Consider the following 26,215-nt stretch of genomic DNA (forward strand, 5'->3'; position numbering starts at 1 on the left):
AAGGACCAACTTTTATCAAGTATATCTGATAAAAGTTGGTCCTTTATGGTATTCAATTACATACCAGGTGTCGATACGTGCAATAAGTATATCGAGTATGTGATAATTTAAACTATAACAATCTATATCAAGAAGGGAGAAGGTAGGATCAAAAGACTTACAATTTGGACCTTGGTTGTTTTCTGTTTGCTTTACGTGATTGCGTACTTTTCCGGCTGGATCGGCCCGGAATCAACCATTAGATATTTCTTTCTCCCTGTGGTGGTAGGGCTGAACGGTGTCATACTTCTTTTTGAATATAATGGTGGCAAGCAAAAAAATAATGAAAAGAAATATTATAAGTATCTGGGCATGGGTGCCATCATTCTTTCACTAATCCTATTGTTGATAAGTATTAGTGCCCTGATGTATCCAGCATAATATAAGAATTCTATAAGACGAAGGTGAAATATATAATGAACTATGTAGCAGTAGATTTAGAGACAGCCAATGGTAGTCGTAGTTCGATTTGCTCAATTGGACTGGTTAAGTTCAAAGATGGTGAAATTATAGATGAATACTACTCTCTGGTAAATCCAGAAGTGGAGTATTTTGCACGTATGAATATCAACATTCACGGTATCATGGAAGCGGATGTAGTAGACCAACCAAATTTTCCCCAGGTGATGAAAGAGGTTGAAGACTTTATCGAAAACTATCCGCTCGTTGCTCATTTCTCACAGTTTGATATGCATGCACTCGAGGATGCCTACAAAAAATACGGTATGGAAATTCCACCTTTTAAGTATTTCTGCTCTTTTAGATTGTCAAAGCAGCTCTATAAAATGTCTTCATATAGGTTGCCAGCAATGTCTGCATACTTTGGTATTGACAATTCCAACCACCACAATGCACTAGCTGATGCCAGGATGAGCGGGCTAATCGCCCATCATATATTTGAACAGCATGGCATGGATCTCGATGCTTTCAATGAAAAGCACAACTATGATATAGGAACGCTCGGTGGTAGAGGGTTCCGTAAAAAGGATTCAAGAAGCAGACGTTCGAAAACGGATGAAGTTTCAGTAGATAAGACAAAGTTCAAGCCGGATCATCGACTTTATGGCAAGTACGTATGTTTCACAGGTGCATTGTCTCAGATCAAGAGAGCTGCTGCAGCCCAGTCTGTGACGGATATCGGCGCAGTCTACGAGAAGTCTATATCGAGGCATACAGATTATCTAGTAGTCGGTGACAAAACACAGCGGGGTACAAAGCAAAGTAACAAGACAAAACAAGCACTAGAGATGATCTCAAATGGTCATAACATACGAATCATAAGTGAAGGGGAGTTCATGGAACTTCTATAACCGTATAAAAGCACCTCCGGGATATTTCATTCCGGGGGTGCTTTTATACGGCTATTTGTTTTCATTCATAAACTCTTCAGTCGCAACCACAGGTTCGAAGTCGTCTGGCAATGTTTCCGTTCTAACAACCAATACATCACAAGGTGCATGTCTTACGATTGCTTCTGAAACGGAACCGATGATGAAGCGTTCGACTGCATTCAGGCCGGTGGCACCGCAGGCAATAAGGTCTGCACCTGTCTTCTTAACTGCCTTTTTCGGAATGATGGACTTCGGTGAGCCGTAGTCGATGATTTTATCCACCTTCTGGACACCACGGTCACGCGCGAGTTCTTCATAACCATCGAGCAATTTCTGTGCAAAATCATTCGCGCGCTGGGAAATTGTACGATCGTATGCTTCTACGGATGCGAAGGAACGTGTATCGATGACATTGATGATGGAGAGCTTGGAATCATTACGTTTGGCAATATCAATCGCTTTGTGAAATGCCCATTCCGCTTCTCTTGAACCATCGACTGCGATAAGAATGTTATCATACTTGAGCATATTAATACCCCCTCCATTAATGTAGCGCTTTCAATCATACTATACCACATTTTAGGATAGTTATAACTTTTATACTGGGACAGAATGACTATTTTGTGAACTCTGTGATATAATTGTGGCGTTCATAGTTCCATCACTGAAAGGGGTTTCAAGAAATGATTATAGGGGTACCAAGAGAGATCAAGAATAATGAAAGCCGAGTTGGGCTGACACCGGGTGGGGTGCACGCTTTCGTTGAAGCGGGCCACACCGTACTGGTTGAGAAAAATGCAGGGTCAGGATCTTATTTTGAAGATGCAGACTACACAGCTGCAGGCGCTAAAATTGTGAACACTGCAAATGAAGTCTGGGATGTGGAAATGGTAGTAAAGGTCAAGGAACCACTGCCGGAGGAGTTCGGTTATTTCAGAGAGAATATGATCCTGTTTACATATCTGCATCTGGCACCTGAGAGGGAACTAACCCAGGCCTTGCTTGAAAATAAGGTGACATCGATTGCCTATGAAACAATCCAGTTGCCGGATGGTTCACTGCCTCTACTATCACCAATGAGCGAAGTGGCAGGTCGTATGGCGGCACAAGTCGGTGCGGAGTACTTGCAGAAGATCAAGGGCGGCAAAGGTATCCTGCTCAGCGGCGTACCGGGCGTATCCAGAGGGAAAGTCGCCATCATCGGCGGAGGTATTGCGGGGACAAATGCAGCCAAGATGGCCATCGGTCTCGGTGCCGACGTTACAGTGCTTGATCTCAATCCGAAACGTTTGAGAGAGCTTGACGATCTGTTCGGGACGAATGTCCAGACGCTCATGTCTTCACCACTCAACATTGCTCAGGCGGTCAAAGAGAGCGATCTCGTAATTGGTGCCGTACTCATACCAGGAGCACGCGCCCCGCGTCTCGTCACAGAAGAAATGATCCGTTCGATGAATGCGGGATCTGTGATTGTGGATATTGCCATCGATCAAGGCGGTATTTTTGAGACGACGGATAAAGTCACAACACATGATGATCCAATCTATTTCAAGCATGACGTCGTTCATTATGCTGTAGCGAATATGCCAGGTGCTGTACCGCGTACATCTACCATTGCACTGACAAATGCCACTATGGCGTATGGACTTCAAATTGCTAATAAAGGCTATAAAGAAGCCGCGAAGCAGAACCCTTCCTTACTCGGTGGCTTCAATACAATCCAAGGTCACGTAACGTACAAGGCTGTTGCGGAAGCCCAAGATCTTGATTATCGAGAAATCAGTGAATTCTTATAGAAATAAATAAAACTCCGGAGCAAATGCTCCGGAGTTTTGTTTTATGGCTTCATGACGACTTTGATGCAATCATCTTCGTGACCATTAAATATTTTGTACATCTTCTCAGCTTCCTTCAGTGGTACATTGTGAGTAATGATGTCAGTTGGATCGATTTCTCCCTTCTCAACCATATCGTATAACTTAGGCATGAAGTGGATGACCGGTGCTTGACCGGATTTTACAATGACATTTCTCGAGAAGATTTGTGGGAGTGGGAACCCATTGGCTGGGGCTCCGTACACACCTGTCAGTTGGATCGTGCCAAACTTCTGTACACAGTCTGCAGCAGTGATTATTGGATCGATGGTGCCGACTTGACCGCCGAGGGACTTAATACGATCCTTGACTGTGATTTCACCATCCATACCGACACAGTCAATGACGACTTCTGCACCGCCTTTAGTGGATTCATGGAGATGCTTACCAATATCATCATACGATTTGTAGTTGAAGGTTTCAACGTTGTTAGTGCGCTTCGCATGCTCAAGTCTTACTTCATTATGGTCAACGGCAATAACACGTGATGCACCTTTCATCCATGCGAACTTTTGCGTCATAAGACCGATAGGACCAGAACCGAGTACAATTACGGTATCTCCCTTTTTAACACCACTGTGTTCCACACTCCAATATGCTGTTGGCATTACGTCGGAGAGGAAAAGTACGCTTTCATCTTCGAGCTCACTTTCTTTGGGTACTACGAACGATGTGAAATCAGCATAAGGTACTCTCAAGTATTCGGCCTGTCCGCCAGGATAGTTGCCAAATGCTTCTGAAAATCCGAAGTAAGCACCAGTATCTGCGTGTGGATTGGAATTATCACATTGACTTTCCATTTCATGCTTGCAGAAATGACATTCCCCACAACTGATATTGAAAGGAATAACAACGCGGTCGCCTTTTTTGATTTTTTTAACTCCTGGCCCGACTTCTTCGACAATCCCCATAGGTTCATGTCCGATAATGTAGTCGTCTGAAATTGGCATGTTTTTTCTGTAAAGGTGTAAATCGGATCCGCAGATGGCTGTGGAAGTGACACGGATTATCATATCTGTCCCTTCCTGAAGTTCAGGGGCTTTCATATTCTTGACTTTGATTTTCTCGCTTCCTTGAACAGTAACAGCTTGCATTTATTGACACATCCTTTTAAATGAGTATTGCATACACTATTCCCTAGGATGAAGTGGGTAAACATTTGCTAGGCAGAAATGCACACAACGTCAAACGGAATGCTACCAATTAATGCCGTCTTTTGCTCTTCCGTGGAAACAACCGGTATGATTGTAATCCGCTTCTTGGCATGAATTTTTAGCTTAGCCAAAGGTTGGAGCTGCTTGTAGTCGTTGAGGTCGTGTTCACGGAGGTCGTACATTACTCCTGACACATCATGGCTGATCAGTTCGTCAAGCAATCGGCTTTGCAAAAAAGCAGGAACCTTACTGAAACTTGGTCCTACGATGAGGTGTCGCATACCGACCAGTTTCGACAGCTCACTAACAAAACGCAAGTTAATATGGTGGTACCCATCCTCAAAAATCTGGTCTGTGATGAAGCCATCCACACCCTCAAGCATGCGCATGGTTTCTATAATGATATTACCGAGAAGAAATGGGTCTGTCTCTTCCCAGTGGTTCAGTGCAACAAACAGCTCACTATTCGGATGTAACATCTTCTTCATGGCAGGTAGCGCGAGATTGGGCGCACTGAAGTCTTGGCGCGCCAATATTTCGGATGTATGGTTTTCTGATAAAACATGGCTGCGAATAATTGTTTTCATGTATGTCACCTCTCCAAAATTGTATCATAACAATGAATGATTCTGTGTTGCTTGGGGTAAAGAAATACCATGCAGTAACAAATGGAAAGGAAGGATTTTATGAAACTGAGTTATCATGGCCATTCGATCGTAATGCTCGAAAGTAATGGGTCCAAAGCAATTGTAGATCCGTTTATTAACGGTAATGAATTGACGGATCTCGTTGCCGGGGACGTAGAAGTAGATTACATTTTGCTGACACACGGTCACAACGATCATGTTGGCGATACCGTCGAGATTGCAAAAAAGAACAACGCAACAGTTGTAGCGCCGGTCGAGCTGGCTGGACATCTCGAAGGCAAAGGTCTCGAAACCATAGGTATGAATATCGGTGGCAGCAAGAGTTTCGAATTCGGCACCATCAAATTCGTTCATGCATTCCACAGCTCAAGCTTTACAGAGGATGATGGCAGTATCCAGTACACAGGAATGCCGACAGGCATCATCTTAGAAGCTGGCGACAAGAAGATTTATCATGCCGGGGATACGGGCATATTCGGAGATATGAAGCTGATTTCAGAACTCAATGGCCCCTTTGATGTGGCTTTCGTACCGATTGGCGACCACTTCACTATGGGAATAGATGATGCTGTTTATGCAACAGATGAATTAATAAAACCGAAAATTGTTGTTCCTGTACATTACAATACTTTCCCACCGATTAAACAGGACGGAGAAACATTTAAGAGTAGGTTGTCAACGACATGCCAAGTACTCAATCCAGGTGAAACGGTGGATTTTAACTAGTTGATGAGAATATAATGGAATCAAGGGGAGCACCCGGAGTGGTGTTCCTTATTTTTATACATGATTGCCAGGTGATTGTATGTCAAAGCATGATGAAATACTGGAATATATCTATAGTCTTCCGGAAGGTGCGAAAATATCGGTTCGTCAAATATCAGCACATCTCGAAGTCTCAGATGGTACGAGCTATCGCGCGATAAAAGATGCCGAGAAGGAAGGGCTGGTTAAGACCATCGAACGGGTGGGCACAATCAGAGTCGCACCGAAAGAGCAGTACATAGAAGGTAACCTGAGTTTTGAACAGGTGAACCGGGTGATTGAGGGGAAAGTGCTCGCAGGTACGCGGGGGCTGGAACGGGAGATCAGCAAATTTATTATTGGTGCCATGCGCACAGACGCGCTTGAGAGTTATCTCGAGGAAGGCGCGCTTTTAATTGTAGGAAATCGTGAGGATGCCCAGTGGCGCGCTCTTGAGAGCCATTCCGGCATCCTCATCACCGGTGGGTTCGGCGCTGACGCTGAAATACTGAAGCGGGCTGAAGCATTGTCACTGCCAGTCATCTCGACAACTGCCGATACTTTTTCAGTTGCATCTCTTATCCAAAGAGAACTCTACAGTGTACTCATGATGACCAATGTCATTACGGCAAGCGACCTGGTCATCAGGCAGGATGAGTATGTATATGATGTTTTTACCGATCGGAATAAGGAGTACTTCCCCGCAGACCAGATGACGATACTGACCGAAGCGGGTAAGTTTCGTGGCATCATCCAATCATCAGAACTTCATAAGCTCGGACAAAAGGATGCACACACGCGCATATCGGACATTGTCGCCAGCACTTCGAGTACGTTGCAAAGTCTGAGGCAGCTGATGAGTTGGCACCAGCTTAACATTCTTCCGGTCATGGACGAGGAGCGCACATTGATCGGTATCGTGCACAGACGCGATGTATTCAGGCAGCGGGAGCCAAGAAAGCTTGGTGGTGGCATCAATGCCGAAAATTTGATTGACAGGGAAATTCGGATCGAGGACAACCGGATCCATCTTAGGGTTATGCCGTTTATGACGGATGAGTACGGCAGCATCGCACAGTCCGAACTGATGCGGCTAATCGAGCGGTTAACCGAGGTGGTGCTTCGAAGTCATGATATTTATAGTTATCATATCGACACCCTCAATTTCATGAACATCAAATTGGTCCAGCTATATCAGGAGCTCGTTATCGAAGGCAACATACTAGATCTCGGTGACCAGTTTCTAAGACTCGAAGTAGAAGCGCGCTCTAACGATGGTATCTATTCGAAGGCGACGCTACTTATCCAGCACTATAAAGAAAAATAGACAAGTGAGCACTCACTTGTCTATTTTTTGTTCTTGCGATTGAAATCTGCCCACGCTTTATCTTCAATAGGTATGTTACCTTTGAAATATTTCCTTGCAGCATTGAAATGCCATATATTATACGCACCGAAAACGATGAACAGTGCACCGATAATATAGGACACAGCCGTAGGAAACTGGATGATCGTATTTAGACCAAAGGACAGTATCAATGTACCAAGCCAGATTCTTGATATGCTGTTATAATATGCTTTTCTTACATCACGTTCGCTTCTAATCTTCCTGATCTTATAGACGATGAACATGAAGAGGCTGAGAAGCAGTAGGGTGACGAGAAAGGATACAGCAATCTGATAAGACATTTCCATCGGATACAACTCCATTCCTTAATGTAGTATAATTTATTATATTAGCCAAGTAAATCCAAACAGAAGGAGATTTTCAATTGTTCACAGAATATATAAATCACTATACATCTCTTAGAGAAAACTATAAGAAGTTGCTCAATATGATCAACAGTTACGATGAGATTATCATAATGCGTCATCTGAGACCGGATCCAGATGCCATTGGATCTCAACTTGCATTAAAAGAAATTTTGAAATGCGTCTTTCCTAATAAGAAGGTGACAGCACTCGGTGAAAGTGAAGCCTCCTTGGAATTTCTCGGGAAGATGGATACAGCGACGTCTGTTGAACAACCGCTTCTCATTGTGGTGGACACAGCAGGGGTTGGGCGGATTGACGGAGATATATCCGTTGGAGATAAGGTCGTCAAAATCGATCATCACCCGAACCATGAGCCATATGGAGATATCAATATTGTCGAGACCGGTGTTTCATCCACTTCTGAGCTCATCTTCTTGCTTGCGAGTGCATGGGGATTCGATAATGACTATATAAACGATGTTTCAGCGCGACTCTTGTTCTCGGGTATCGTTGGAGATACCGGCAGGTTCCTGTTCAATAACACGAGCACATTGACACTTAAAGTGGCTTCCGAGTTAAGGAAGTTTGATTTTGACGCTGCTCAGGATATGACGGAAATGAACAAGCAGTCTTTGGACCAGTTTAAATTCAAAGGTTACCTGATCAATAACTTCGAAATGACGGATAAAGGGGTCCTTCATGTATGGGTACCGCGCTCAGTACTCTCTGACTATGAGCTTACAAGCAATGAAGCGAGCATGCACGTTAACATCTATAGAGAAATAGATGAGGCTAAAATATGGTTTATGGCAGTGGAAGAGGCAGATAATATCCGTGTCAGAGTACGCTCCAAAGAGACGGTCATCAACGATGTTGCAGAATCATTCGGTGGCGGTGGCCATCCGTTGGCAAGTGGTGTCAGTATTGCTTCATATGAAGAGTTACAGTTGCTGATTGAGGCGTTGGATAGCAAACTTTAAAGGGGGCACGCCCTATGATCAATTTGAATGTTCACAGCTGTTACGAATTCCTAAACAGCAATATTAGAATCGATCCGTTGCTCAGGAAGGTGTCAGGCGACGATCAGCTAGCTGTTGCATTGACCGATCTGAACCGCCTGCATGGCATCTATCATTTTGTTAAGAGGGCGGAGCACTTCGGTGTAAAGCCACTAATCGGTATGGAGATAAAGATCGACGATCAGCTGGATGGCATTCCGCTTGTACTGATTGCGAAGAACACTGCAGGTTACCTAGAACTGGTGCGCCTGTCGGCCATGCTTTCTTATAAGGATCTCGAGTACACGCCGGAGAACTATCTATTTAAAAATATTCATGACTGCGTTGCGGTTGCCAAAACAAATCAAGGGGCAACTTTGCTTGACTCTATTCCAATCAATGAAGCGGACCGCTACACGTCCCATGAAATATCCGATCACGGCTACCAACGTGTCTATATGAAGCAGGCAAACTACATTGAACCGGAAGACCTTTCAGCACAGACGGTGCTCAATGCCATTCGTGATAATAAAAGGATGGCACCGGAGGCCCTTGGTTCGGGTAGTGGGGACCATTACATTAGAACTAGAGAAGATGTAACTGAAGAAGAAAGACATTTTCTTCAAGGCAACTTGACGCTGGTTGAGAAATGTAACGTCACTTTGCCAAAGACGCGGCGTACATTGCCGCATTTTCCACATAAGGACAACTCAGATTCAAAAGATTTCTTATGGCAGATGCTGATGGACCAGTTCAAACAAAAAACCGACGGTAGCGATAAATATATGGAACGCATGAAGTATGAATATGAGATCATCGTGGAGATGGGCTACGAGGACTACTTTCTAATCGTTCAAGATGCTGTTAATCACGCCAAAAGATCAGGCATCTACGTCGGTCCTGGTAGGGGGTCATCCAGTGCCAGCCTGGTGTCATTCCTCTTAAATATTACAGAAATCGATCCGCTGAAGTATCATCTATTGTTCGAACGCTTCCTTAACCCAGAACGTGTGACAATGCCTGATATCGATATCGACTTTGAGGATACGAGAAGGGATGAGGTTGTGGCATATTTGATTGATAAGTACGGTGAGATGAATGTTGCCCATATTGTGACCTATGGCACATTGAGCGCCAAAATGGCTGCCCGAGATGTCGGGCGGGTACTCGGTTTTGGTGACGATGAACTAAAGATGATTTCAAATATCATCCCTGATGCACCGGGTACGACACTCGAAGATGCTTTTTCAACAAAAGAGTTTCAATCGCTCATGGAGGCGGATCAAAAGTACGGTATTTATGCAACGCTATGCCGCAAAATAGAAGGGTTGCCCCGTCACACATCAACGCACGCAGCGGGTGTGTTACTGAGTGAAGAACGCTTGACTGGCAGTGTGCCTGTAATTTTCAGTGAAGGGTATACACTCAGTCAATGGCCGATGAATGAAGTCGAAGGCTCTGGGTTGCTCAAGATTGATATTCTTGGTCTTAGGAACCTCTCGCTTCTAAAATATATGGTCAACCAGATCAGACGGACGGAGGCAAACTTCACCTTGGACAACATCCCGGATGATGATCCGAAAGTATACCGGCTGCTCGGCCGCGGTATGACGCTTGGTATCTTCCAGCTGGAGTCAGACGGGATCCGGAAGGTCATTCGAGATATGAAGCCGGAACAGTTTTTGGATATTGTTGCTGTCAATGCATTGTATCGTCCGGGTCCGATGAAGGAGATAACTAATTATATCGAAGGGAAAAGTAATCCTTCGTCAGTGAAATACCCACACGTTGACATAAAAGATATACTTAAAGAAACTTATGGGGTCATCGTCTACCAAGAGCAGATTATGCAAATTGCTGCCAAGATTGCCGGATACTCCTATGCGGAAGCAGACATACTGAGACGTGCGATGAGTAAAAAGGATAGAGAGACGCTTGAGCAGGAGCGCGGGAAGTTCGAAAAAGGAGCAGTCGATAATGGATACAGCAGCAATGTCGGACGTCATATATTCAATCTGATACTCGAATTTGCGGACTACGGTTTTCCGAAAAGCCACGCTGTTGCCTATAGTAGAATTTCTTATATGCTTGCCTATATTAAAGCGATATATCCTGAAATTTTCTACGCTGTGATACTTTTTCACCACTTTGGTAACGATACGAAAGTAAAGCAGGTCATCAGTGAAATGAAACTTAGGCGCATCCGAATGCATCCACCGGATATCAACCGTTCATGGTGGAGCAACCAACCGGCGGATGGTGTCCAAATTGGATTTTCTATGATTCGCGGGGTGACGCGCCGTATGGCAGAAGCCATTATTGAAGCACGCAGTGATGGCCCATTCACAGACCTCTATGATTTGAAAACACGCGTTAGTAAAGTGCCATTGAACCGGAAGACGCTGACCCAGCTCATACTTTCCGGTGCGCTCGACAGTTTTGAAGAGAACCGGAAAACCATGCTTCAGACTCTACCCATGTTGGATGATCTGAATACTGAGGAGTACGCACACGATTCGTTCCTAAGCACGCTCGGATTCAGTATCAAAAAAGAGTACAGTTACTCTGAAGAGATGGACGAAATAGAAAAAGTGGAAGGGGAAAAAGAAGTATTCGGATTTCATCTGTCGGATCACCCGGTTATTACAGTACAAAAGTCGCTACAGTATATCCCTTTTTCACTTCTCCATCAGAAAAGCCAGGGAACCTATCTAGTCTTCTTCGAAAATATAAAAGTGATACGTACAAAAAAAGGCCAAAACATGGCGTTTGTTAGAATCTCTGATGGACACCAGGAAATGGAAGGTGTTATATTTCCAAAAGTCTATTTCAATGTCCACAGTAAGCTGACAGGAAAAATTTCTGCGGTATCGGGACGAATGGAGACCCGCAACTCCGACCCGCAACTCATCATCGAAGATGTACAGGATCTGGATGCCTTCAAACATAGCCACATCCAATCGACGAAAAAAATCGTTATCCGTAACTCTGAAAGTTACGCACTGGACGGTATCTTGGGAGCAGAGGGCATCACGGTATTTGACTTTGACAACCAGCAGAAGCTTGGTAATATTGAAGCATCCAGTATCGACAGACTACTAGAGACAATCGAATTGTCGGATATTCGTCTACTTACCTGAATCTGTTGTCACGTAATTCGGATAATGTTAATATTATTAGTGGTATGACCACTCAAGAAAGGAAGATCAATAGTGTCCCTAAGAGATGATGCACTAGAACTGCACAGAGAAAAACAAGGTAAACTTTCCGTAAATTCCAAAGTAGAGATAAAAGACAAGGAGGCACTGAGCCTCGCATATTCCCCTGGGGTCGCTGAACCATGCAAAGAAATTTATGAGGATGAGCGTACCGTCTTCGACTATACAATCAAAAGTAATACTGTAGGTGTCATTACAGATGGCTCTGCAGTACTTGGACTCGGTAATATCGGAGCGATGGCAAGCCTGCCGGTAATGGAGGGAAAGAGCGCGTTGTTCAAAAATTTTGCAGGTGTTGATTCGTTTCCACTCGCACTGGATACGAACGACGTCGATGAAATTGTTAGAACGGTCAAACTGTTGACACCTGTATTTGGCGGCATCAACCTCGAGGATATCTCCGCACCGAGATGCTTCGAGATTGAAGAGCGTCTCGGACGTGAAACGGACATTCCCGTCTTCCATGATGATCAGCACGGTACTGCCATCGTTACATTAAGTGGTCTGATGAATGCATTGAAGCTTACAGGCAAATCACTGAACCAGATTAAAGTTGTTTTGAATGGTGCTGGTGCTGCAGGAGTGGCAATCGTTAAACTGCTACATAGTTTCGGCGTTAAGGAAATGATTATGTGTGATTCAAGAGGGGCCATTTATGAAGATAGGCCGAATGGCATGAATGATGTCAAAAAGGAAGTCAGTCGTTTCACCAACCATGCACATAAGCAGGGTGAGCTTAAGGATGTCATAAAGGATGCGGATGTATTCATCGGTGTGTCTGTAGCCGGCGCCTTAACAGAAGAGATGGTTGGGACAATGGCTGAGAATCCGATTATTTTCGCAATGGCGAATCCAAATCCTGAAATCATGCCTGCAGATGCCAAAGCAGCAGGCGCACTGGTTATCGGCACCGGACGTAGTGATTTTCCAAATCAGATCAATAATGTACTTGCCTTCCCCGGCATCTTTAGAGGTGCGCTTGACGTTAGAGCGACACATATCAATGATGAGATGAAAAAAGCAGCCGTCTTGGCCATTGCAGACCTCATCGACGAGGACGAGCTGACAAGTGATTATGTCATTCCGGATCCTTTCAATAAGGAAGTTGCGCCGCGTGTCGCTAGAGCAGTAGCTGAAGCGGCCATGCAGACAGGTGTCAACCGCATCAAGGTGGACCCGGAAGAAGTCTACCAGAAAGCGCGCACGCTGACTCTTTAATAATGGATGAAATGACGGAAAGAAAAGGTTTGGAAAACATTGTTGAAGAAATTCACAATTTGATAGAATCAGAGAATATCCAGGTCGGTGACAAGCTGCCGAGTGAAAGGTACCTCAAGGAAAAACTGAATGTCAGCAGGCAGAGCGTCAGAGAAGCACTGAGAGCACTCGAACTGCTTGGCATCATATATGTACGACGTGGAGAGGGCACTTTTTTAGCTGATATAGACAGTCACCAGCTTTTTCAACTTATCGGTAAATATCTTATCAGAACAGAAAGACAGCAAGACGAAATCATTGAAATAAAACAGATAATCGAAGCCCATGTGAAGTCGAAACATCAAAACGACAGTATGGATGTGGAGTCTGACGACAATCAAATTATGAAGAAGATCTATGTTCTGCTCGATAAATATTCACAGGCCTTCAAATCGTAAAGAAACAGGGAGTAAATTATGCTAAAAGACTTGTTCTCCAAGCTGAATAAGAAAGTCAACGAAACTGACCGTAATGACGGTACGTTTGAAAACAGTGAAACAATCATGACGAAGTGTCCCAACTGTAAGAAGATACTGTATTCGAAAGAATTATATAAGCGTCTGAATGTTTGTACGAACTGCGAGCATCATCTACCAATTATCGCGCCGGATCGGATGGAAGCACTGATGGACGAAGGAACAATCAAACCGATTCTTGAAGAGATTACATCGGCCAACCCTCTGGATTTCCCAAACTACGAATCTAAACTCGTCAAGGATAGGGAAAAGACGGGACTCAATGAGGCGGTGGTCTGTGCTGAAGGAGAAATAGAAGGCACGAGCGCCGTGGTTGCGATTATGGACTCGCGTTTTAGAATGGGCAGCATGGGTTCTGCCGTAGGAGAAAAGCTCGCTAGAACTTTTGAATATGCGACTAAACGGCACCTGCCCGTTATCGTCTTCACAGCAAGCGGTGGTGCCCGCATGCAAGAGGGGATCATTTCCTTGATGCAGATGGCAAAAGTAAGCGTGGCCATAGAACGTCACAGTCAAGCAGGTCTACTCTATGTCGCTTACATGACGAATCCGACGACTGGCGGGGTATCTGCAAGTTTTGCCTCCGTTGGCGATATCAACCTCGCTGAAAAAGGGGCGATGATTGGTTTTGCCGGCAGGCGTGTTATTGAGGAGACTATCAAGGAAAAACTACCGGAAGATTTCCAAACAGCCGAGTTCTTATTGAAGCATGGACAGCTGGATGAGGTCGTTAACCGCCGGGATATGAAAAATTATCTCGGAAGAATATTGAAATTGCATAGTGAGGTGTGACCATGGCGTTTGATTTTGAACAGCCGATATTTGAACTCGAAGAAAAGATTGGTGAACTAGAAAAGTACGCTTCAAAGAATAAGCTGGATCTGACGAAGGAAATTAGCTTTCTGGAGAAGAAGGTCGAAGATAAGAAAACAGAAATTTATAGCAATCTGACACCATGGCAGCGTGTCGAAATTGCCAGATATATAAAACGTCCGACAACGCTCGAATATATAGAGAGTATCTTCGATGATTTCGTCGAATTCTTTGGAGATCGTGCCTATAGTGATGATGCTGCCATCGTTGGCGGTATTGCCTCTTACCACGGCACTGCTGTTACTGTCATCGGCCATCAGCGTGGACGTGATACGAAGGACAACATCCACAGGAACTTTGGAATGGCACATCCGGATGGCTACCGTAAAGCGCTACGTCTGATGAAGCAGGCCGATAAGTTTAATCGTCCTATCATCTGCTTCATCGATACAAAAGGCGCATATCCCGGTAAAGCAGCTGAAGAGCGTGGGCAAAGTGAATCCATTGCACGCAATCTAGTTGAGATGGCTGGTCTCAAAGTACCCGTCATCAGTGTGGTTATCGGTGAAGGCGGGTCCGGTGGTGCACTTGCACTTGGTGTATGTAATCGTCTGTTGATGCTCGAGAACGCCACATATTCAGTTATTTCACCAGAAGGTGCGGCAAGTATCCTTTTCAAAGATGCTTCTCTCAAGGAAATCGCAGCTGAATCTCTCAAGATTACTGCGCGTGATCTTGAAAACTTTGGAATCGCTGACGAAGTGATTGTAGAGCCTCAGGGTGGTGCCCATAATGACCGTGAGGCTGTATTTGGTGCACTTGATCGCTCGATTCAAAAACATCTAAATGAACTTTCCGAAATGGATGGACAGCATCTGGTGGATGACCGATACAATAAGTATATGAACATTGGAGTATTTAACGAACAGTCGTAACAATGACTGTTCTTTTTTGAGAGTAAAAACGGTTTCAACCGTTCAAATGATGGATAAGGACATCTAGGTATGATATTTTAATGGTAAGATATTGTTTCAACGGAGGGAACACATGAAGAAAATAGCAGTACTGACAAGCGGCGGCGATTCACCTGGAATGAATGCCGCAGTAAGAGCTGTCGTAAGGAAAGGCATCTATGAAGGTGTGGAGGTTCATGGCGTCTATCAGGGCTACCAGGGACTGGTTAACGATAATATAAAAAAATTGGAACTGGGTGATGTGGGTGATATCATCCAACGGGGCGGTACAAAACTGTACTCAGCACGCTGTCCTGAATTCATCGAACCTGAAGTGAGAAAAAAGGCAATTGAGAACCTTCAAAAACGCGGTATTGACTCCCTTGTGGTTATTGGTGGAGATGGATCCTATAGAGGTGCACAAAGACTGAACGAAGAAGGGATCAAAACGGTAGGAGTTCCTGGTACAATAGACAATGATATCAACGGTACCGACTACACTATCGGCTTTGATACTGCGCTTAATACGATTATTGATGCTGTTGACCGTATTAGGGATACAGCTACAAGTCATGAGCGGACGTTCATTGTTGAAGTCATGGGACGCGATGCAGGAGATTTGGCACTGTGGGCCGGCGTTGCTGGCGGGGCCGAGACTATTCTTATCCCGGAATCACATTCCGACATCAAGGAAGTTGCCGAGAGGATCGAAACAGGGATGAAGCGTGGCAAGAAGCATTCCATCATCATTGTCGCAGAAGGTGTTATGACTGCTGCACAGTGTGCTGAGGAACTGCGCAAATATATTAATATAGATACACGTGAAAGCGTCCTCGGTCATATGCAGCGTGGTGGCAAACCGACCGGTAGTGATCGCGTGCTTGCTTCTAGACTTGGCGCCTATGCTGTCGAACTTCTACTTGGAGATGTTCGTGGGCATGCAGTGGGCATAGAGAACAACCGTCTGACTAAAACAAGCTTTGACCGAGTATTCGAGGAGAGCCACAGAATCGACGAAGGACTGTTCAAACTTTCAAAAGAGTTATCCATATAGGAGGAATATACAAATGCGTAACACTAAAATAGTATGTACAATCGGACCGGCTTCCGAAGCACCTGAAATGCTGAGCAAGCTGATTGATGCAGGAATGAATGTTGCCCGTCTAAACTTCTCACACGGTGATCACGATGAACACCGCGCGAGAATTAAGAATATAAGGGAAGCTGCTGAAAAGGCAGGTCGTACAGTAGCCATCATGCTTGATACGAAAGGTCCTGAAATTCGTACGCATACGATGGAAAATGGCGGTATTGAGCTTTCAAAGGGTCAATCAATCAGTGTATCTATGGAAGAAGTCGTCGGTACTACAGACAAATTTTCTGTTACCTATGAAGGTCTCATTGATGATGTTGAACCGGGGGGCGTCATCTTGCTCGATGACGGACTAATTGAATTGGAAGTCGAAAAGCTAGACCGGGACAATGGACAAATCATCTGTAAAGTCCTAAACAACGGCCTACTAAAAAATAAAAAAGGTGTAAACGTACCAGGTGTCTCTGTAAAGTTGCCAGGCATCACCGAAAAAGATAAAGCGGATATCATCTTCGGAATCGGAGAAGGTATCGATTTTATCGCAGCAAGTTTCATCCGGACGAACAAGGATGTTCTTGAAATTCGTGAATTGCTTGAAGACCAAGCTGCTGCACACATCAATATTATCCCTAAGATCGAGAACCAAGAAGGCATTGATAATATAACGGAAATACTAGAAGTATCTGACGGGCTCATGGTCGCTAGGGGAGATATGGGTGTTGAGATTCCACCTGAATCCGTACCAATGGTACAAAAAGATCTCATTAAAAAATGTAATCTGCTCGGCAAACCAGTCATTACAGCTACCCAGATGCTCGATTCAATGCAGAATAACCCACGTTGTACGCGTGCTGAAGCAAGTGACGTTGCCAATGCCATTTACGATGGTACCGACGCAGTTATGCTTAGTGGTGAGACAGCAGCAGGCAGTTATCCACTCGAGGCTGTACAAACAATGGCGAGTATCGCAGTGTCTGCTGAAGCAGCACAGGATTATAAAAAACTATTGTCTGAGCGAACAAAATCTCTACAGACGACACTCGTGACAGCTATTGGGGTTTCAGTAGCACACACAGCACTGAACCTGAATTGTAAGGCAATTGTCGCAGCGACTGAATCCGGTCATACAGCACGTATGATTTCGAAATATCGTCCGCACTCTGAAATTGTTGCAGTTACACCACATGCCTATGTCGCAAGGCAGTTGCAACTCGTATGGGGTGTACATCCTGTCGTTAAAAAAGGTAAGCGTGACACGGATAATCTTCTTAATGTTTCCGTATCTGCGGCAATGGAAAACGGATTTGCTGCCCAGGGCGATCTACTAATTATTACTGCCGGCGTACCAACAGGCGAAGCTGGTACTACCAACCTGATGAAACTTCATATCGTTGGAGACCAGCTTATTAAAGCCCAGGGTATTGGACGAAAAAGTGCAGTGGGAGAAGTTGCTCTAATTAGATCTGCAAGTGAAATCGCGGATCGTGATCTTGCTGGAAAAATTGTCGTCGTCCAATCGGTTGATTCTGAAATGACATCCTATCTTGAGAAAGCGAGTGGTCTCGTCACTGTTGAAGGCGGACTAACATCCCACGGTGCAATCGTCGGCCTAAATCTTGAACTACCTACGATTGTAGGTGCAGATGATGCACTCGATGTGCTTGAAGATGGTATGATTATCACAGTGGACTCTGAGCAGAATTGCATATTCAGCGGACACGCGAACGTATTATAGTGAAATACTAGGTAAAGGGTACTGTCAAAGTACCCTTTTTTTGTTGTGACACAGCAGATGGGTCGGTATAATGATGATGAGGTGGCAAAGATGAAAAAGTTATTATTGCTAGCAATGATTCTATTGCTTACAGCGTGTGGAAATGATGGGAACGGTAGTGATACACCAGATGATGAAACGCAAGAACCAACCGAGGAGTCGTCGGAAATGGCTTCTGACGAGGGCGGTGCTACAGAGGCATCTGAAATAGTAGAAGAGGCAGAAGCAGCATGGGGCGATACTGTAAGCTACGAAGCGAGACAGACCTCTACGATTTCTTCTAGCGAGGGACAATATGCTGTGAGGACAATCACTACTCGGGGTGAGCAGAACGAAATCAAGGTCGAAGTGGATGATGGTCGTCAAATCCAAACTCATTATATTGTCGATGGTGAACATTTTATATATCAAGAAGGTAACATAGAAGCACAAGATCAGTCGCTTGGTCTGGAAGGCAGCACTTACGGAGATTTGCTTACTCAGCTGGAACCACTTTCTGAAGGTGCAGTTTCAGAGCAAGATGAAGGCTATGAAATCAGATACGAGATAAGCAGTCGAGAAGACACAATCCCTTTCTTCGATGACGAAGTCGAGAGTGCTATTCAAGATGTTGGTGTGTTTAATGGTCTAGTCACTGTCCAATTCAACGAAGAGTATCAGTATGTCGGTGCGGAGCTAACATTGACTGTCGGTAGCGACCAAGAGGAAATTAATATTACTTCGAACATCTCCATGGATCGCATAGGAGAAATTGATCTTATAGAAAAACCTAAAGAAATGTAGGAGTGTCGTCCGTTCACAGTGAACGGACGTTTTTTTGTAACTTTTCAAAACTTATTAAATTAAATAATGAAATTTTACATTATTTAATTATTCTAAAAATTGACATTATTATACACTGGAAATAAAATGTAGTTTAGAAGGGGGAGTTTTAATGTCAGATATTGATTACAAGAAGATTTCGTCACAACCGGAGTTCGAGTCACTTTTGAAGAAGCGCAATAAGTTCATTTTACCGCTCACTATATTTTTCATCATCGCTACGCTAATTTTCCCAGTACTTACCGGCTATACTACTATCCTAAACAACGAAGCATTTGGAAACATTTCGTGGGCATGGATATACGCGCTCATGTTGTTTATTATGGTATGGACTCTTGTAACCGTTTACATGAGTCGTGCAAAGACATTTGACAGAGAAGCAGATGAGATCATCAGGAAGTACAAGGAAGGGGAATATAAATGAATTGGACAGTCATCATCATGTTTCTGGCGTTCGTCGGAGCAACCTTGGTCATTACATATTTTGCTTCCAAACGGACGAACTCCGCAAGCGACTTCTATACAGCAGGTGGAGGGCTTACAGGTTGGCAGAACGGACTCGCCATTTCTGGGGATTACCTGTCCGCAGCTTCGTTTCTAGGAATTGCAGGTGCCATAGCGCTATGGGGATTTGATGGGTTCTTCTATAGCGTAGGTTATCTGACTGCATATCTTGTTGTCTTGTACGTCGTCGCCGAACCACTTAGAAACTTAGGTAAGTACACAGTGGCGGATATGATTGCCGCGCGATTTGAATTAAAGAAGGTAAGAGCGTTCGCAGCCTTGTCTTCCATTACAATTGTTATTTTCTATATGCTTGCGCAGCTCGTCGGTGCTGGGGCGCTCATTCAGCTTCTGTTCGGCATACCGTACAGTGTCTCCGTCATCATCGTCGGCATCATGATGACTATCTATGTTCTTTTCGGAGGTATGACAGCTACGAGCTGGGTACAGATGATTAAGGCTGTGTTGTTGATGATAGGTACAATACTGATTTCGATACTCGTACTAATCCAGTTCAACTTCAACATATTTACGATGTTCGGAGAAATGAAGAACGTTACAGCACCTGAGCTAGAAGGGTCTTTCCTGAATCCGGGTGCCCAAGGACAATCTCCGCTCAATAATATCTCGCTGATTGTTGCACTTCTTTTCGGTACAGCAGGGCTGCCGCACATTCTCATGAGGTTCTTTACAGTTAAGGATGCAAAGACTGCGAGAAGTTCCGTCATGTGGGCAACATGGATTATTGGCATATTTTATATTCTTACAATTTTCCTTGGTTTCGGTGCTGCTGCACTTCTGACTCGAGAAGAAATCATCGCTGCCAATCCTGCAGGTAATATGGCGGCGCCTCTACTTGCTGAAAGGCTTGGAGGAGACTTACTCATGTCGTTCGTTGCAGCCGTTGCTTTTGCAACAATTCTTGCTGTAGTAGCCGGTCTGGTATTATCTGGAGCAAGTGCCTTTGCACACGATATATACGGTCAAGTCATCAAAAAAGGTCAAGTTACAGAAAGCCAACAAATGCTTGCTGCAAAAATTGCAGCATTCAGTGTTAGTGCACTCTCTATTATTCTCGCTATATTCGCCCAAGATCAGAATGTTGCGTTCCTTGTATCCCTTGCATTCTGTGTCGCCGCCAGTGCCAATTTGCCAGTCATCGTCTATACTATATTTTGGAAACGATTTAATACCCAAGGTGCCATCACCGGCATTTTGACCGGACTTGCCGTTTCTCTTATTCTGGTTATATTGGGACCAAATGTCATGAATGCTGCAGGGACAGGCTTCATTGCTATGGATCCGATATTCCCACTTAGTAATCCTGCATTGATTTCAGTACCTGCCGGGTTCATCGGGGCGTTCTTAGGTACATTTCTAGGAAAGCCAGAGTCTTATGATAAGTATAGGGAAGTTAAAGTTAAATCTGTAACGGGTATCTCTACAGCTGAAGTAAATCACTAAATATAAGTTTATGTTATAAGAATCAATAAGTTAATTAATCATTTCTTATTTAGACGATAATTCTATGAAATTATCGTCTTTTCCTTTATGTAAGGGCTTTCGAGAAGGATAACGAGATAATTTTCACAATCTAAAGAAGATTCTTGTATTGTTCACAAAGCTTTTGAATTTGATATAATGGTTTTAAAGCCAGGTGGCTATTTAATGTTTAACGAGAAGGAGAATCGATATGTCTGACAAGAAAGGTTTAGAAGGCGTTGTAGCGGCTGAGTCCCGCATCAGCTCCATCATTGGTTCACAACTTACTTACTGTGGTTATGAAATTGATGACCTCGCTGAAAACGCATTGTTCGAAGAAGTCGTTTTTCTGCTTTGGAACGATAGACTCCCAAACCAGGACGAATTAGAAACTTTCCAAGGTAAACTGTTTGAGTACATGACACTCAATCCACGCATTTATGGTCATTTTGAGGAGTACGCTGCAGATAAAGTCCATCCGATGACTGCTGTCCGGACTGCTCTATCATATCTAGCTCACTTTGATCCGAATGCTGAGGACATGAGCGATGAAGCGAACCAGGAGAAATCGATTCGAATCCAGGCCAAGATTGCATCGGTCGTTGCAGCCTTTTCCAGGATCAGACAAGGACAGGAAGTCGTCAAACCAAAGCAGGGTCTTACTTATGCGGCTAACTTCCTCTACATGATGTATGGCGAGGAACCAAATGAAACACAGGTGGAAGCGATGAACAAGGCACTTGTTTTGCATGCCGACCATGAGCTGAATGCATCCACATTTACAGCACGTGTTTGTGTTGCTACGCTATCCGATGTCTATTCAGGTGTAACCGCAGCAGCTGGTGCCCTTAAAGGACCATTGCACGGTGGTGCCAATGAGCGCGTAATGCAGATGCTTTCTGAAATAGAGTCTGTTGATGCAGTTGAAGGTTATCTGGAAGAAAAGTTTGCGAATAAGGAAAAAATCATGGGTATGGGCCACCGCGTTTATAAGGAGGGCGACCCACGTGCCAAGTACCTCAAAGATATGTCGAAGAAGTTGACAGATGAGGCCGGGCAACCTGAGTTCTACGAAAAATCTGTCAAAATCGCCGAAGTTGTGGAAAGAGAGAAAGGCTTGCTTCCTAATGTAGACTTCTTCAGTGCGACTGTATATCACTCACTAGGTATCGATCACGATCTGTTTACACCAATCTTTGCTGTCAGTCGAGTCTCTGGATGGCTTGCACATATTTTGGAACAGTACCAAGACAATAGACTGATCAGACCGAGAGCAGAATATATTGGTCAGACAGGCAAAAAATACGAAGCAATTGAAAACAGGTAAGGTACCGAGACTAAAAACTGGAGGAATATATTTATGTCTAGTCAAAAGATTACTACAAAAGATGGTGTACTGAACGTACCCGACCAGCCGATCATTCCATATATCGAAGGTGATGGAATTGGACCAGATATCTGGAGTGCAGCCAGCAAAGTTTTAGATGGTGCAGTAGAGAAAGCATACGATGGCAAGAAGAAAATCGAATGGAAAGAAGTACTGGCTGGGCAAAAAGCCTATGATAAGACAGGCGAATGGTTGCCACAGGAGACTCTCGACACAATCGAAGAGTACCTTCTCGCTATCAAAGGTCCTCTGACGACACCAATCGGAGGCGGTATCCGTTCTCTAAACGTTGCATTGAGGCAGGAGCTTGATCTGTTCACTTGTCTACGTCCGGTAAGATATTTTGAAGGTGTACCTTCTCCTCTAAAACGTCCGGAAGATACAGATATGGTCATCTTCCGTGAGAACACTGAAGATATTTATGCAGGTATCGAGTTTCAAGAAGGTACGGATGACGTCAAGAAGATCATCGATTTCCTTCAGAATGAAATGGGTGCCAAGAATATCCGTTTCCCTGAAACTTCAGGTATCGGTATCAAGCCAGTCTCAAAAGAAGGTACAGAAAGACTGGTGCGTTCAGCAATCAACTATGCAATTGAAAACAACCGTCCATCCGTGACTCTTGTTCACAAAGGCAACATTATGAAGTTCACCGAAGGTGCATTTAAAGCATGGGGTTACGATCTTGCAGAGCGCGAATTTGGCGACAAAGTATTCACTTGGAAAGTGTACGATAAGATTGTTGAAGATGAAGGCCGTGAGGCTGCTGACAAAGCACAGTCAGAAGCTGAAGCAGCTGGAAAGATCATCATCAAGGACGCAATTGCAGACATCTTCTTACAGCAGATCCTGACACGTCCGAAGGACTTTGGAGTCGTTGCAACAATGAACCTGAATGGCGACTACATCTCCGACGCACTTGCAGCGCAAGTGGGCGGTATCGGTATTGCGCCAGGCGCTAATATCAACTATGAAACTGGTCATGCCATCTTCGAAGCAACGCATGGTACTGCACCAAAATACGCTGGTTTGGATAAAGTCAATCCTTCTTCAGTTATCCTATCAGGCGTACTTATGCTTGAGCACCTCGGATGGCAAGAAGCAGCTGATTTGGTCACAAAGGCGATGGAGAAAACTATTGCTTCCAAAGTAGTGACTTATGACTTTGCTCGTCTGATGGACGGCGCAAGAGAAGTGAAGTGCTCTGAATTTGGAGATGAACTAGTTAAAAACATGTAGATAAGTCTGCTGATTAGGAAGGGTGGATAGCATGAATAGAAAAAAGATTTCCGTTATCGGTGCCGGCTTTACTGGAGCAACAACAGCATTTATTGCAGCTTCTAAAGCTTTAGGTGACATTGTACTTGTAGATATTCCTCAGTCTGAAGATCCAACCAAAGGCAAGGCGCTTGATATGATGGAGGCTACACCAGTTCTCGGTACAGATGTTGATATAACTGGAACAAGTAGTTACGAAGACACTAAAGACTCAGATATTGTAATCATCACAGCAGGGATTGCCAGAAAGCCGGGCATGAGTCGTGATGATTTGGTAAAAACCAACCAAAAAGTGATGTCTGCGGTTACGCGTGAAATCGTTAAATATTCACCGGACTGCTCAATCATCGTCTTGACCAACCCGGTGGACGCAATGACTTATACAGTGTTCAAAGAGTCCGGATTCCCTAAAAACCGGGTCATTGGCCAATCCGGTGTTCTCGATACGGCAAGGTTTAGAACTTTTGTTGCTAAAGAATTGAATCTTTCCGCGAAAGATGTTCAAGGATTCGTACTCGGTGGACATGGTGATGACATGGTGCCACTCATCCGCTATTCAAGTGTAGGTGGGGTGCCATTGACGAGCCTTCTAGATCAGGAACGGATTGATGCCATAATCGAGCGCACCAGAAAAGGTGGCGCTGAAATTGTCAATCTGCTTGGAAACGGTTCGGCCTACTATGCGCCTGCTGCGGCACTTGTTGAGATGGCTGAAGCAATTCTGTTTGATCAAAAACGCGTACTTCCCGCAATTGCATATCTTGAGGGCGAGTATGGTTATGACAACCTCTATCTTGGTGTACCGACAGTGCTCGGCGCGGATGGGATTGAGAAAATCATCGAGCTTGAATTATCTGATGAAGAAAAATCCCAATTGGATAAGTCCAGAGATTCTGTGAGTAATGTGATGGATGTGTTGAAATAGTATTTGTAAAATTTAAGTACGGATATTATACTGAAAAGGCTGCCTTTAGGGCGGCCTTTTTGAATTTTCTAAAATCTATAAATGGGAGGAAATTTTGGGAATGGAAAATGGTAGAAAGAAAAATGGTATCTTTCAAAAATTCCTTAATTTTGTCGAATGGCTTGGTAATAAACTACCGCATCCAGTAACACTTTTTGCATTACTTGCAGCACTGACACTGGTTGCTTCTGCTATATTGTCGATGCTTCAGGTTACTGTTGAACACCCGGCAGAAGATCAAGGTACGGTTTCTGTTAATAATCTACTGAATGGTGAGGGGATAAGCTACATATTCTCCAGCATGACAGATAACTTCATTAATTTTGCACCGCTTGGTGTCGTTCTTGTAACAATGCTTGGGATTGGGGTTGCCGAACGTTCAGGCCTCATTAGTGCAGCACTACGCGGATTTGTTCTAGCGATTCCTAAGCAATTAATTACTGCAGGACTGGTGTTTGCAGGTATCATGTCTTCACTTGCGTCCGACGCGGGATATGTTGTACTACCGCCACTTGGTGCTGTACTTTATCTGGCACTCGGTAGACATCCGCTTGCGGGTCTTGCAGCTGCATTCGCTGGTGTCTCAGCCGGCTTTTCAGCCAACCTGCTGCTAAGCGGAACAGATGCCCTACTTTCAGAACTTTCAATTGCTGCAGCTTCAGTACTCGATCCACAATACGCTGAAGGAATAACTGTTGCGATGAACTACTACTTCATTTTCGTTAGTGTCTTCTTGCTGACACTTGTCGGTTGGTTTGTATCGGACAAGATTGTAGAGCCGAGGCTTGGCAGTTTTGATTCGAAAAACGCAGACGAGGAAGCTATAAATAACACTGATGAAATGAATCCATTGGAACCGGTTGAAAAGAAAGGTCTCATCTGGGCGATCGTTTCAGTTATTGTAGGCTCTCTACTGGCTTCGCTTCTAGTAATTCTACCGAACTCGCCAATGCGCGGTGATGATGCAATAGGGAATTACATGGATTCGATTATCCAGTCACCATTCATGAGTGATGGTCTAGTACCGATTATAGCGATCCTATTCTTCATCCCAGGACTTGTCTATGGGTTGATAACAAAATCGATCAGAAACGACAAAGACGTTGCGGATCAGATGACGAAAACGATGGCGGCAATGGGAATGTTCATTGTTTTGGCGTTTACTGCCGGACAATTTGTTGCATATTTCGCCGAGTCCAATATTGGACTAGTTATCGGCGTGTACGGTGCTGAACTACTTGAAACGTTGAATCTGACGGGTATTCCACTGATTATTGGTTTCATGTTCGTTACAGCTGTGGTCAATCTTTTCATCGGAAGTGCAAGTGCCAAATGGGCAATGATGGCACCGATCTTCGTCCCAATATTAATGCAACTCGGCTATTCTCCTGAACTGACAACCATGGCATATCGTGTTGCGGATTCTTCGACCAATATCATTACACCGCTTATGACTTACTTTGCGATTATTATTGCGTTCGCCCAGCAGTATGATAGAAAAATTGGAATTGGTACGTTGATTTCCGTCATGCTACCATACTCTATCTTCTTCTTCATCGCTTGGATGATCATGCTGATTGTCTGGATGCTGTTTGGCATTCCGCTCGGACCGAACGCACCAATTGAATATACAGGTTGATGTTAAAGGCACA

24 protein-coding genes are annotated in these 26,215 nt (G+C 44.3%); 20 read left to right on the plus strand and 4 right to left on the minus strand.

Annotated elements, in window-relative coordinates:
- The first annotated feature begins 195 nt into the window (after window positions 1-195).
- On the plus strand, window positions 196-420 hold the full coding sequence (locus tag ACFOJ8_RS03680; protein WP_380659881.1) for a hypothetical protein: 225 nt from the start codon (window positions 196-198) through the stop codon (window positions 418-420).
- Window positions 421-455: 35 nt separating this feature from the next.
- Entirely contained in the window at window positions 456-1,349 is an 894-nt protein-coding gene (locus ACFOJ8_RS03685; RefSeq protein ID WP_380653450.1) for an exonuclease domain-containing protein, read from the plus strand.
- Between the two features lie 51 nt (window positions 1,350-1,400).
- Here the strand turns inward: ACFOJ8_RS03685 and ACFOJ8_RS03690 are convergent, their stop codons facing one another.
- Entirely contained in the window at window positions 1,401-1,898 is a 498-nt protein-coding gene (locus ACFOJ8_RS03690; protein WP_380653453.1) for a universal stress protein, read from the minus strand.
- Between the two features lie 155 nt (window positions 1,899-2,053).
- On the opposite strand from ACFOJ8_RS03690, the gene ald reads away from it, so the two are divergent.
- A complete protein-coding gene (gene ald / locus ACFOJ8_RS03695) occupies window positions 2,054-3,166 on the plus strand; it encodes an alanine dehydrogenase (protein ID WP_380653455.1) in 1,113 nt (370 codons plus the stop codon).
- Between the two features lie 41 nt (window positions 3,167-3,207).
- On the opposite strand, the gene ACFOJ8_RS03700 is transcribed toward ald, so the two are convergent.
- The gene (locus tag ACFOJ8_RS03700) at window positions 3,208-4,338 is read right to left on the minus strand and encodes an alcohol dehydrogenase catalytic domain-containing protein (protein WP_380653458.1); all 1,131 of its coding nucleotides are present in this window, start codon (window positions 4,336-4,338) and stop codon (window positions 3,208-3,210) included.
- A gap of 68 nt (window positions 4,339-4,406) precedes the next feature.
- Window positions 4,407-4,985: a hypothetical protein gene (locus tag ACFOJ8_RS03705; RefSeq protein ID WP_380653461.1), complete on the minus strand. Its 579-nt coding sequence runs from the start codon at window positions 4,983-4,985 to the stop codon at window positions 4,407-4,409.
- A 99-nt stretch (window positions 4,986-5,084) separates the two neighbouring features.
- Here ACFOJ8_RS03705 and ACFOJ8_RS03710 point away from each other — a divergent pair, with 99 nt between their 5' ends.
- Window positions 5,085-5,771 carry a metal-dependent hydrolase gene (locus ACFOJ8_RS03710; RefSeq protein WP_380653464.1) on the plus strand — a complete coding sequence of 229 codons (687 nt, stop codon included), beginning with the start codon at window positions 5,085-5,087 and terminating at the stop codon, window positions 5,769-5,771.
- 79 nt (window positions 5,772-5,850) lie between these two features.
- The gene (locus ACFOJ8_RS03715; protein WP_380653467.1) at window positions 5,851-7,116 is read left to right on the plus strand and encodes a DRTGG domain-containing protein; all 1,266 of its coding nucleotides are present in this window, start codon (window positions 5,851-5,853) and stop codon (window positions 7,114-7,116) included.
- Between the two features lie 20 nt (window positions 7,117-7,136).
- On the opposite strand, the gene ACFOJ8_RS03720 is transcribed toward ACFOJ8_RS03715, so the two are convergent.
- Window positions 7,137-7,484, minus strand: coding sequence for a YtpI family protein (locus tag ACFOJ8_RS03720; protein WP_380653470.1), 348 nt, complete (start codon window positions 7,482-7,484; stop codon window positions 7,137-7,139).
- A 77-nt stretch (window positions 7,485-7,561) separates the two neighbouring features.
- Between ACFOJ8_RS03720 and ACFOJ8_RS03725 the strand changes: the two genes are divergently transcribed.
- The 15 genes from ACFOJ8_RS03725 (at window position 7,562) to ACFOJ8_RS03795 (ending at window position 26,202) form a co-directional block, all read left to right on the plus strand.
- Window positions 7,562-8,524 (plus strand): DHH family phosphoesterase, encoded by a 963-nt coding sequence (locus tag ACFOJ8_RS03725; RefSeq protein ID WP_380653473.1) that lies wholly within the window; start codon window positions 7,562-7,564, stop codon window positions 8,522-8,524.
- A 14-nt stretch (window positions 8,525-8,538) separates the two neighbouring features.
- A complete protein-coding gene (locus tag ACFOJ8_RS03730) occupies window positions 8,539-11,682 on the plus strand; it encodes a DNA polymerase III subunit alpha (protein WP_380653476.1) in 3,144 nt (1,047 codons plus the stop codon).
- Window positions 11,683-11,754: 72 nt separating this feature from the next.
- Window positions 11,755-12,978 carry an NAD(P)-dependent malic enzyme gene (locus ACFOJ8_RS03735; RefSeq protein WP_380653479.1) on the plus strand — a complete coding sequence of 408 codons (1,224 nt, stop codon included), beginning with the start codon at window positions 11,755-11,757 and terminating at the stop codon, window positions 12,976-12,978.
- Window positions 12,979-12,989: 11 nt separating this feature from the next.
- Window positions 12,990-13,415, plus strand: coding sequence for a FadR/GntR family transcriptional regulator (locus ACFOJ8_RS03740; protein ID WP_380653482.1), 426 nt, complete (start codon window positions 12,990-12,992; stop codon window positions 13,413-13,415).
- 18 nt (window positions 13,416-13,433) lie between these two features.
- Window positions 13,434-14,285, plus strand: coding sequence for an acetyl-CoA carboxylase, carboxyltransferase subunit beta (gene accD / locus ACFOJ8_RS03745; protein WP_380653484.1), 852 nt, complete (start codon window positions 13,434-13,436; stop codon window positions 14,283-14,285).
- Window positions 14,286-14,287: 2 nt separating this feature from the next.
- On the plus strand, window positions 14,288-15,241 hold the full coding sequence (locus ACFOJ8_RS03750) for an acetyl-CoA carboxylase carboxyltransferase subunit alpha (protein ID WP_380653487.1): 954 nt from the start codon (window positions 14,288-14,290) through the stop codon (window positions 15,239-15,241).
- 112 nt (window positions 15,242-15,353) lie between these two features.
- Window positions 15,354-16,313: a 6-phosphofructokinase gene (gene pfkA, locus ACFOJ8_RS03755; RefSeq protein WP_380653490.1), complete on the plus strand. Its 960-nt coding sequence runs from the start codon at window positions 15,354-15,356 to the stop codon at window positions 16,311-16,313.
- A 13-nt stretch (window positions 16,314-16,326) separates the two neighbouring features.
- Window positions 16,327-18,087, plus strand: coding sequence for a pyruvate kinase (gene pyk, locus ACFOJ8_RS03760; RefSeq protein ID WP_380653493.1), 1,761 nt, complete (start codon window positions 16,327-16,329; stop codon window positions 18,085-18,087).
- A gap of 90 nt (window positions 18,088-18,177) precedes the next feature.
- Entirely contained in the window at window positions 18,178-18,909 is a 732-nt protein-coding gene (locus tag ACFOJ8_RS03765) for a hypothetical protein (protein WP_380653495.1), read from the plus strand.
- Window positions 18,910-19,060: 151 nt separating this feature from the next.
- Window positions 19,061-19,372, plus strand: a complete 312-nt coding sequence (locus ACFOJ8_RS03770) for a DUF485 domain-containing protein (RefSeq protein ID WP_380653498.1) — start codon at window positions 19,061-19,063, stop codon at window positions 19,370-19,372.
- Window positions 19,369-20,916, plus strand: a complete 1,548-nt coding sequence (locus tag ACFOJ8_RS03775; RefSeq protein ID WP_380653500.1) for a solute symporter family protein — start codon at window positions 19,369-19,371, stop codon at window positions 20,914-20,916. Before ACFOJ8_RS03770 ends, ACFOJ8_RS03775 begins: the two co-directional genes overlap by 4 nt.
- A 229-nt stretch (window positions 20,917-21,145) precedes the next feature.
- The gene (locus tag ACFOJ8_RS03780; protein WP_380653503.1) at window positions 21,146-22,261 is read left to right on the plus strand and encodes a citrate synthase; all 1,116 of its coding nucleotides are present in this window, start codon (window positions 21,146-21,148) and stop codon (window positions 22,259-22,261) included.
- Between the two features lie 33 nt (window positions 22,262-22,294).
- Complete coding sequence (icd, locus tag ACFOJ8_RS03785; protein ID WP_380653506.1) at window positions 22,295-23,560, plus strand: NADP-dependent isocitrate dehydrogenase; 1,266 nt, start codon at window positions 22,295-22,297, stop codon at window positions 23,558-23,560.
- Window positions 23,561-23,591: 31 nt separating this feature from the next.
- Complete coding sequence (mdh, locus tag ACFOJ8_RS03790) at window positions 23,592-24,524, plus strand: malate dehydrogenase (RefSeq protein WP_380653509.1); 933 nt, start codon at window positions 23,592-23,594, stop codon at window positions 24,522-24,524.
- Between the two features lie 100 nt (window positions 24,525-24,624).
- Window positions 24,625-26,202: an AbgT family transporter gene (locus ACFOJ8_RS03795; RefSeq protein WP_380653512.1), complete on the plus strand. Its 1,578-nt coding sequence runs from the start codon at window positions 24,625-24,627 to the stop codon at window positions 26,200-26,202.
- The last annotated feature ends 13 nt before the right edge of the window (window positions 26,203-26,215 follow it).

The sequence above is a fragment of the Salinicoccus sesuvii genome, from assembly GCF_042648145.1.
In the GTDB taxonomy this organism is placed as follows: Bacteria; Bacillota; Bacilli; order Staphylococcales; family Salinicoccaceae; genus Salinicoccus; species Salinicoccus sesuvii.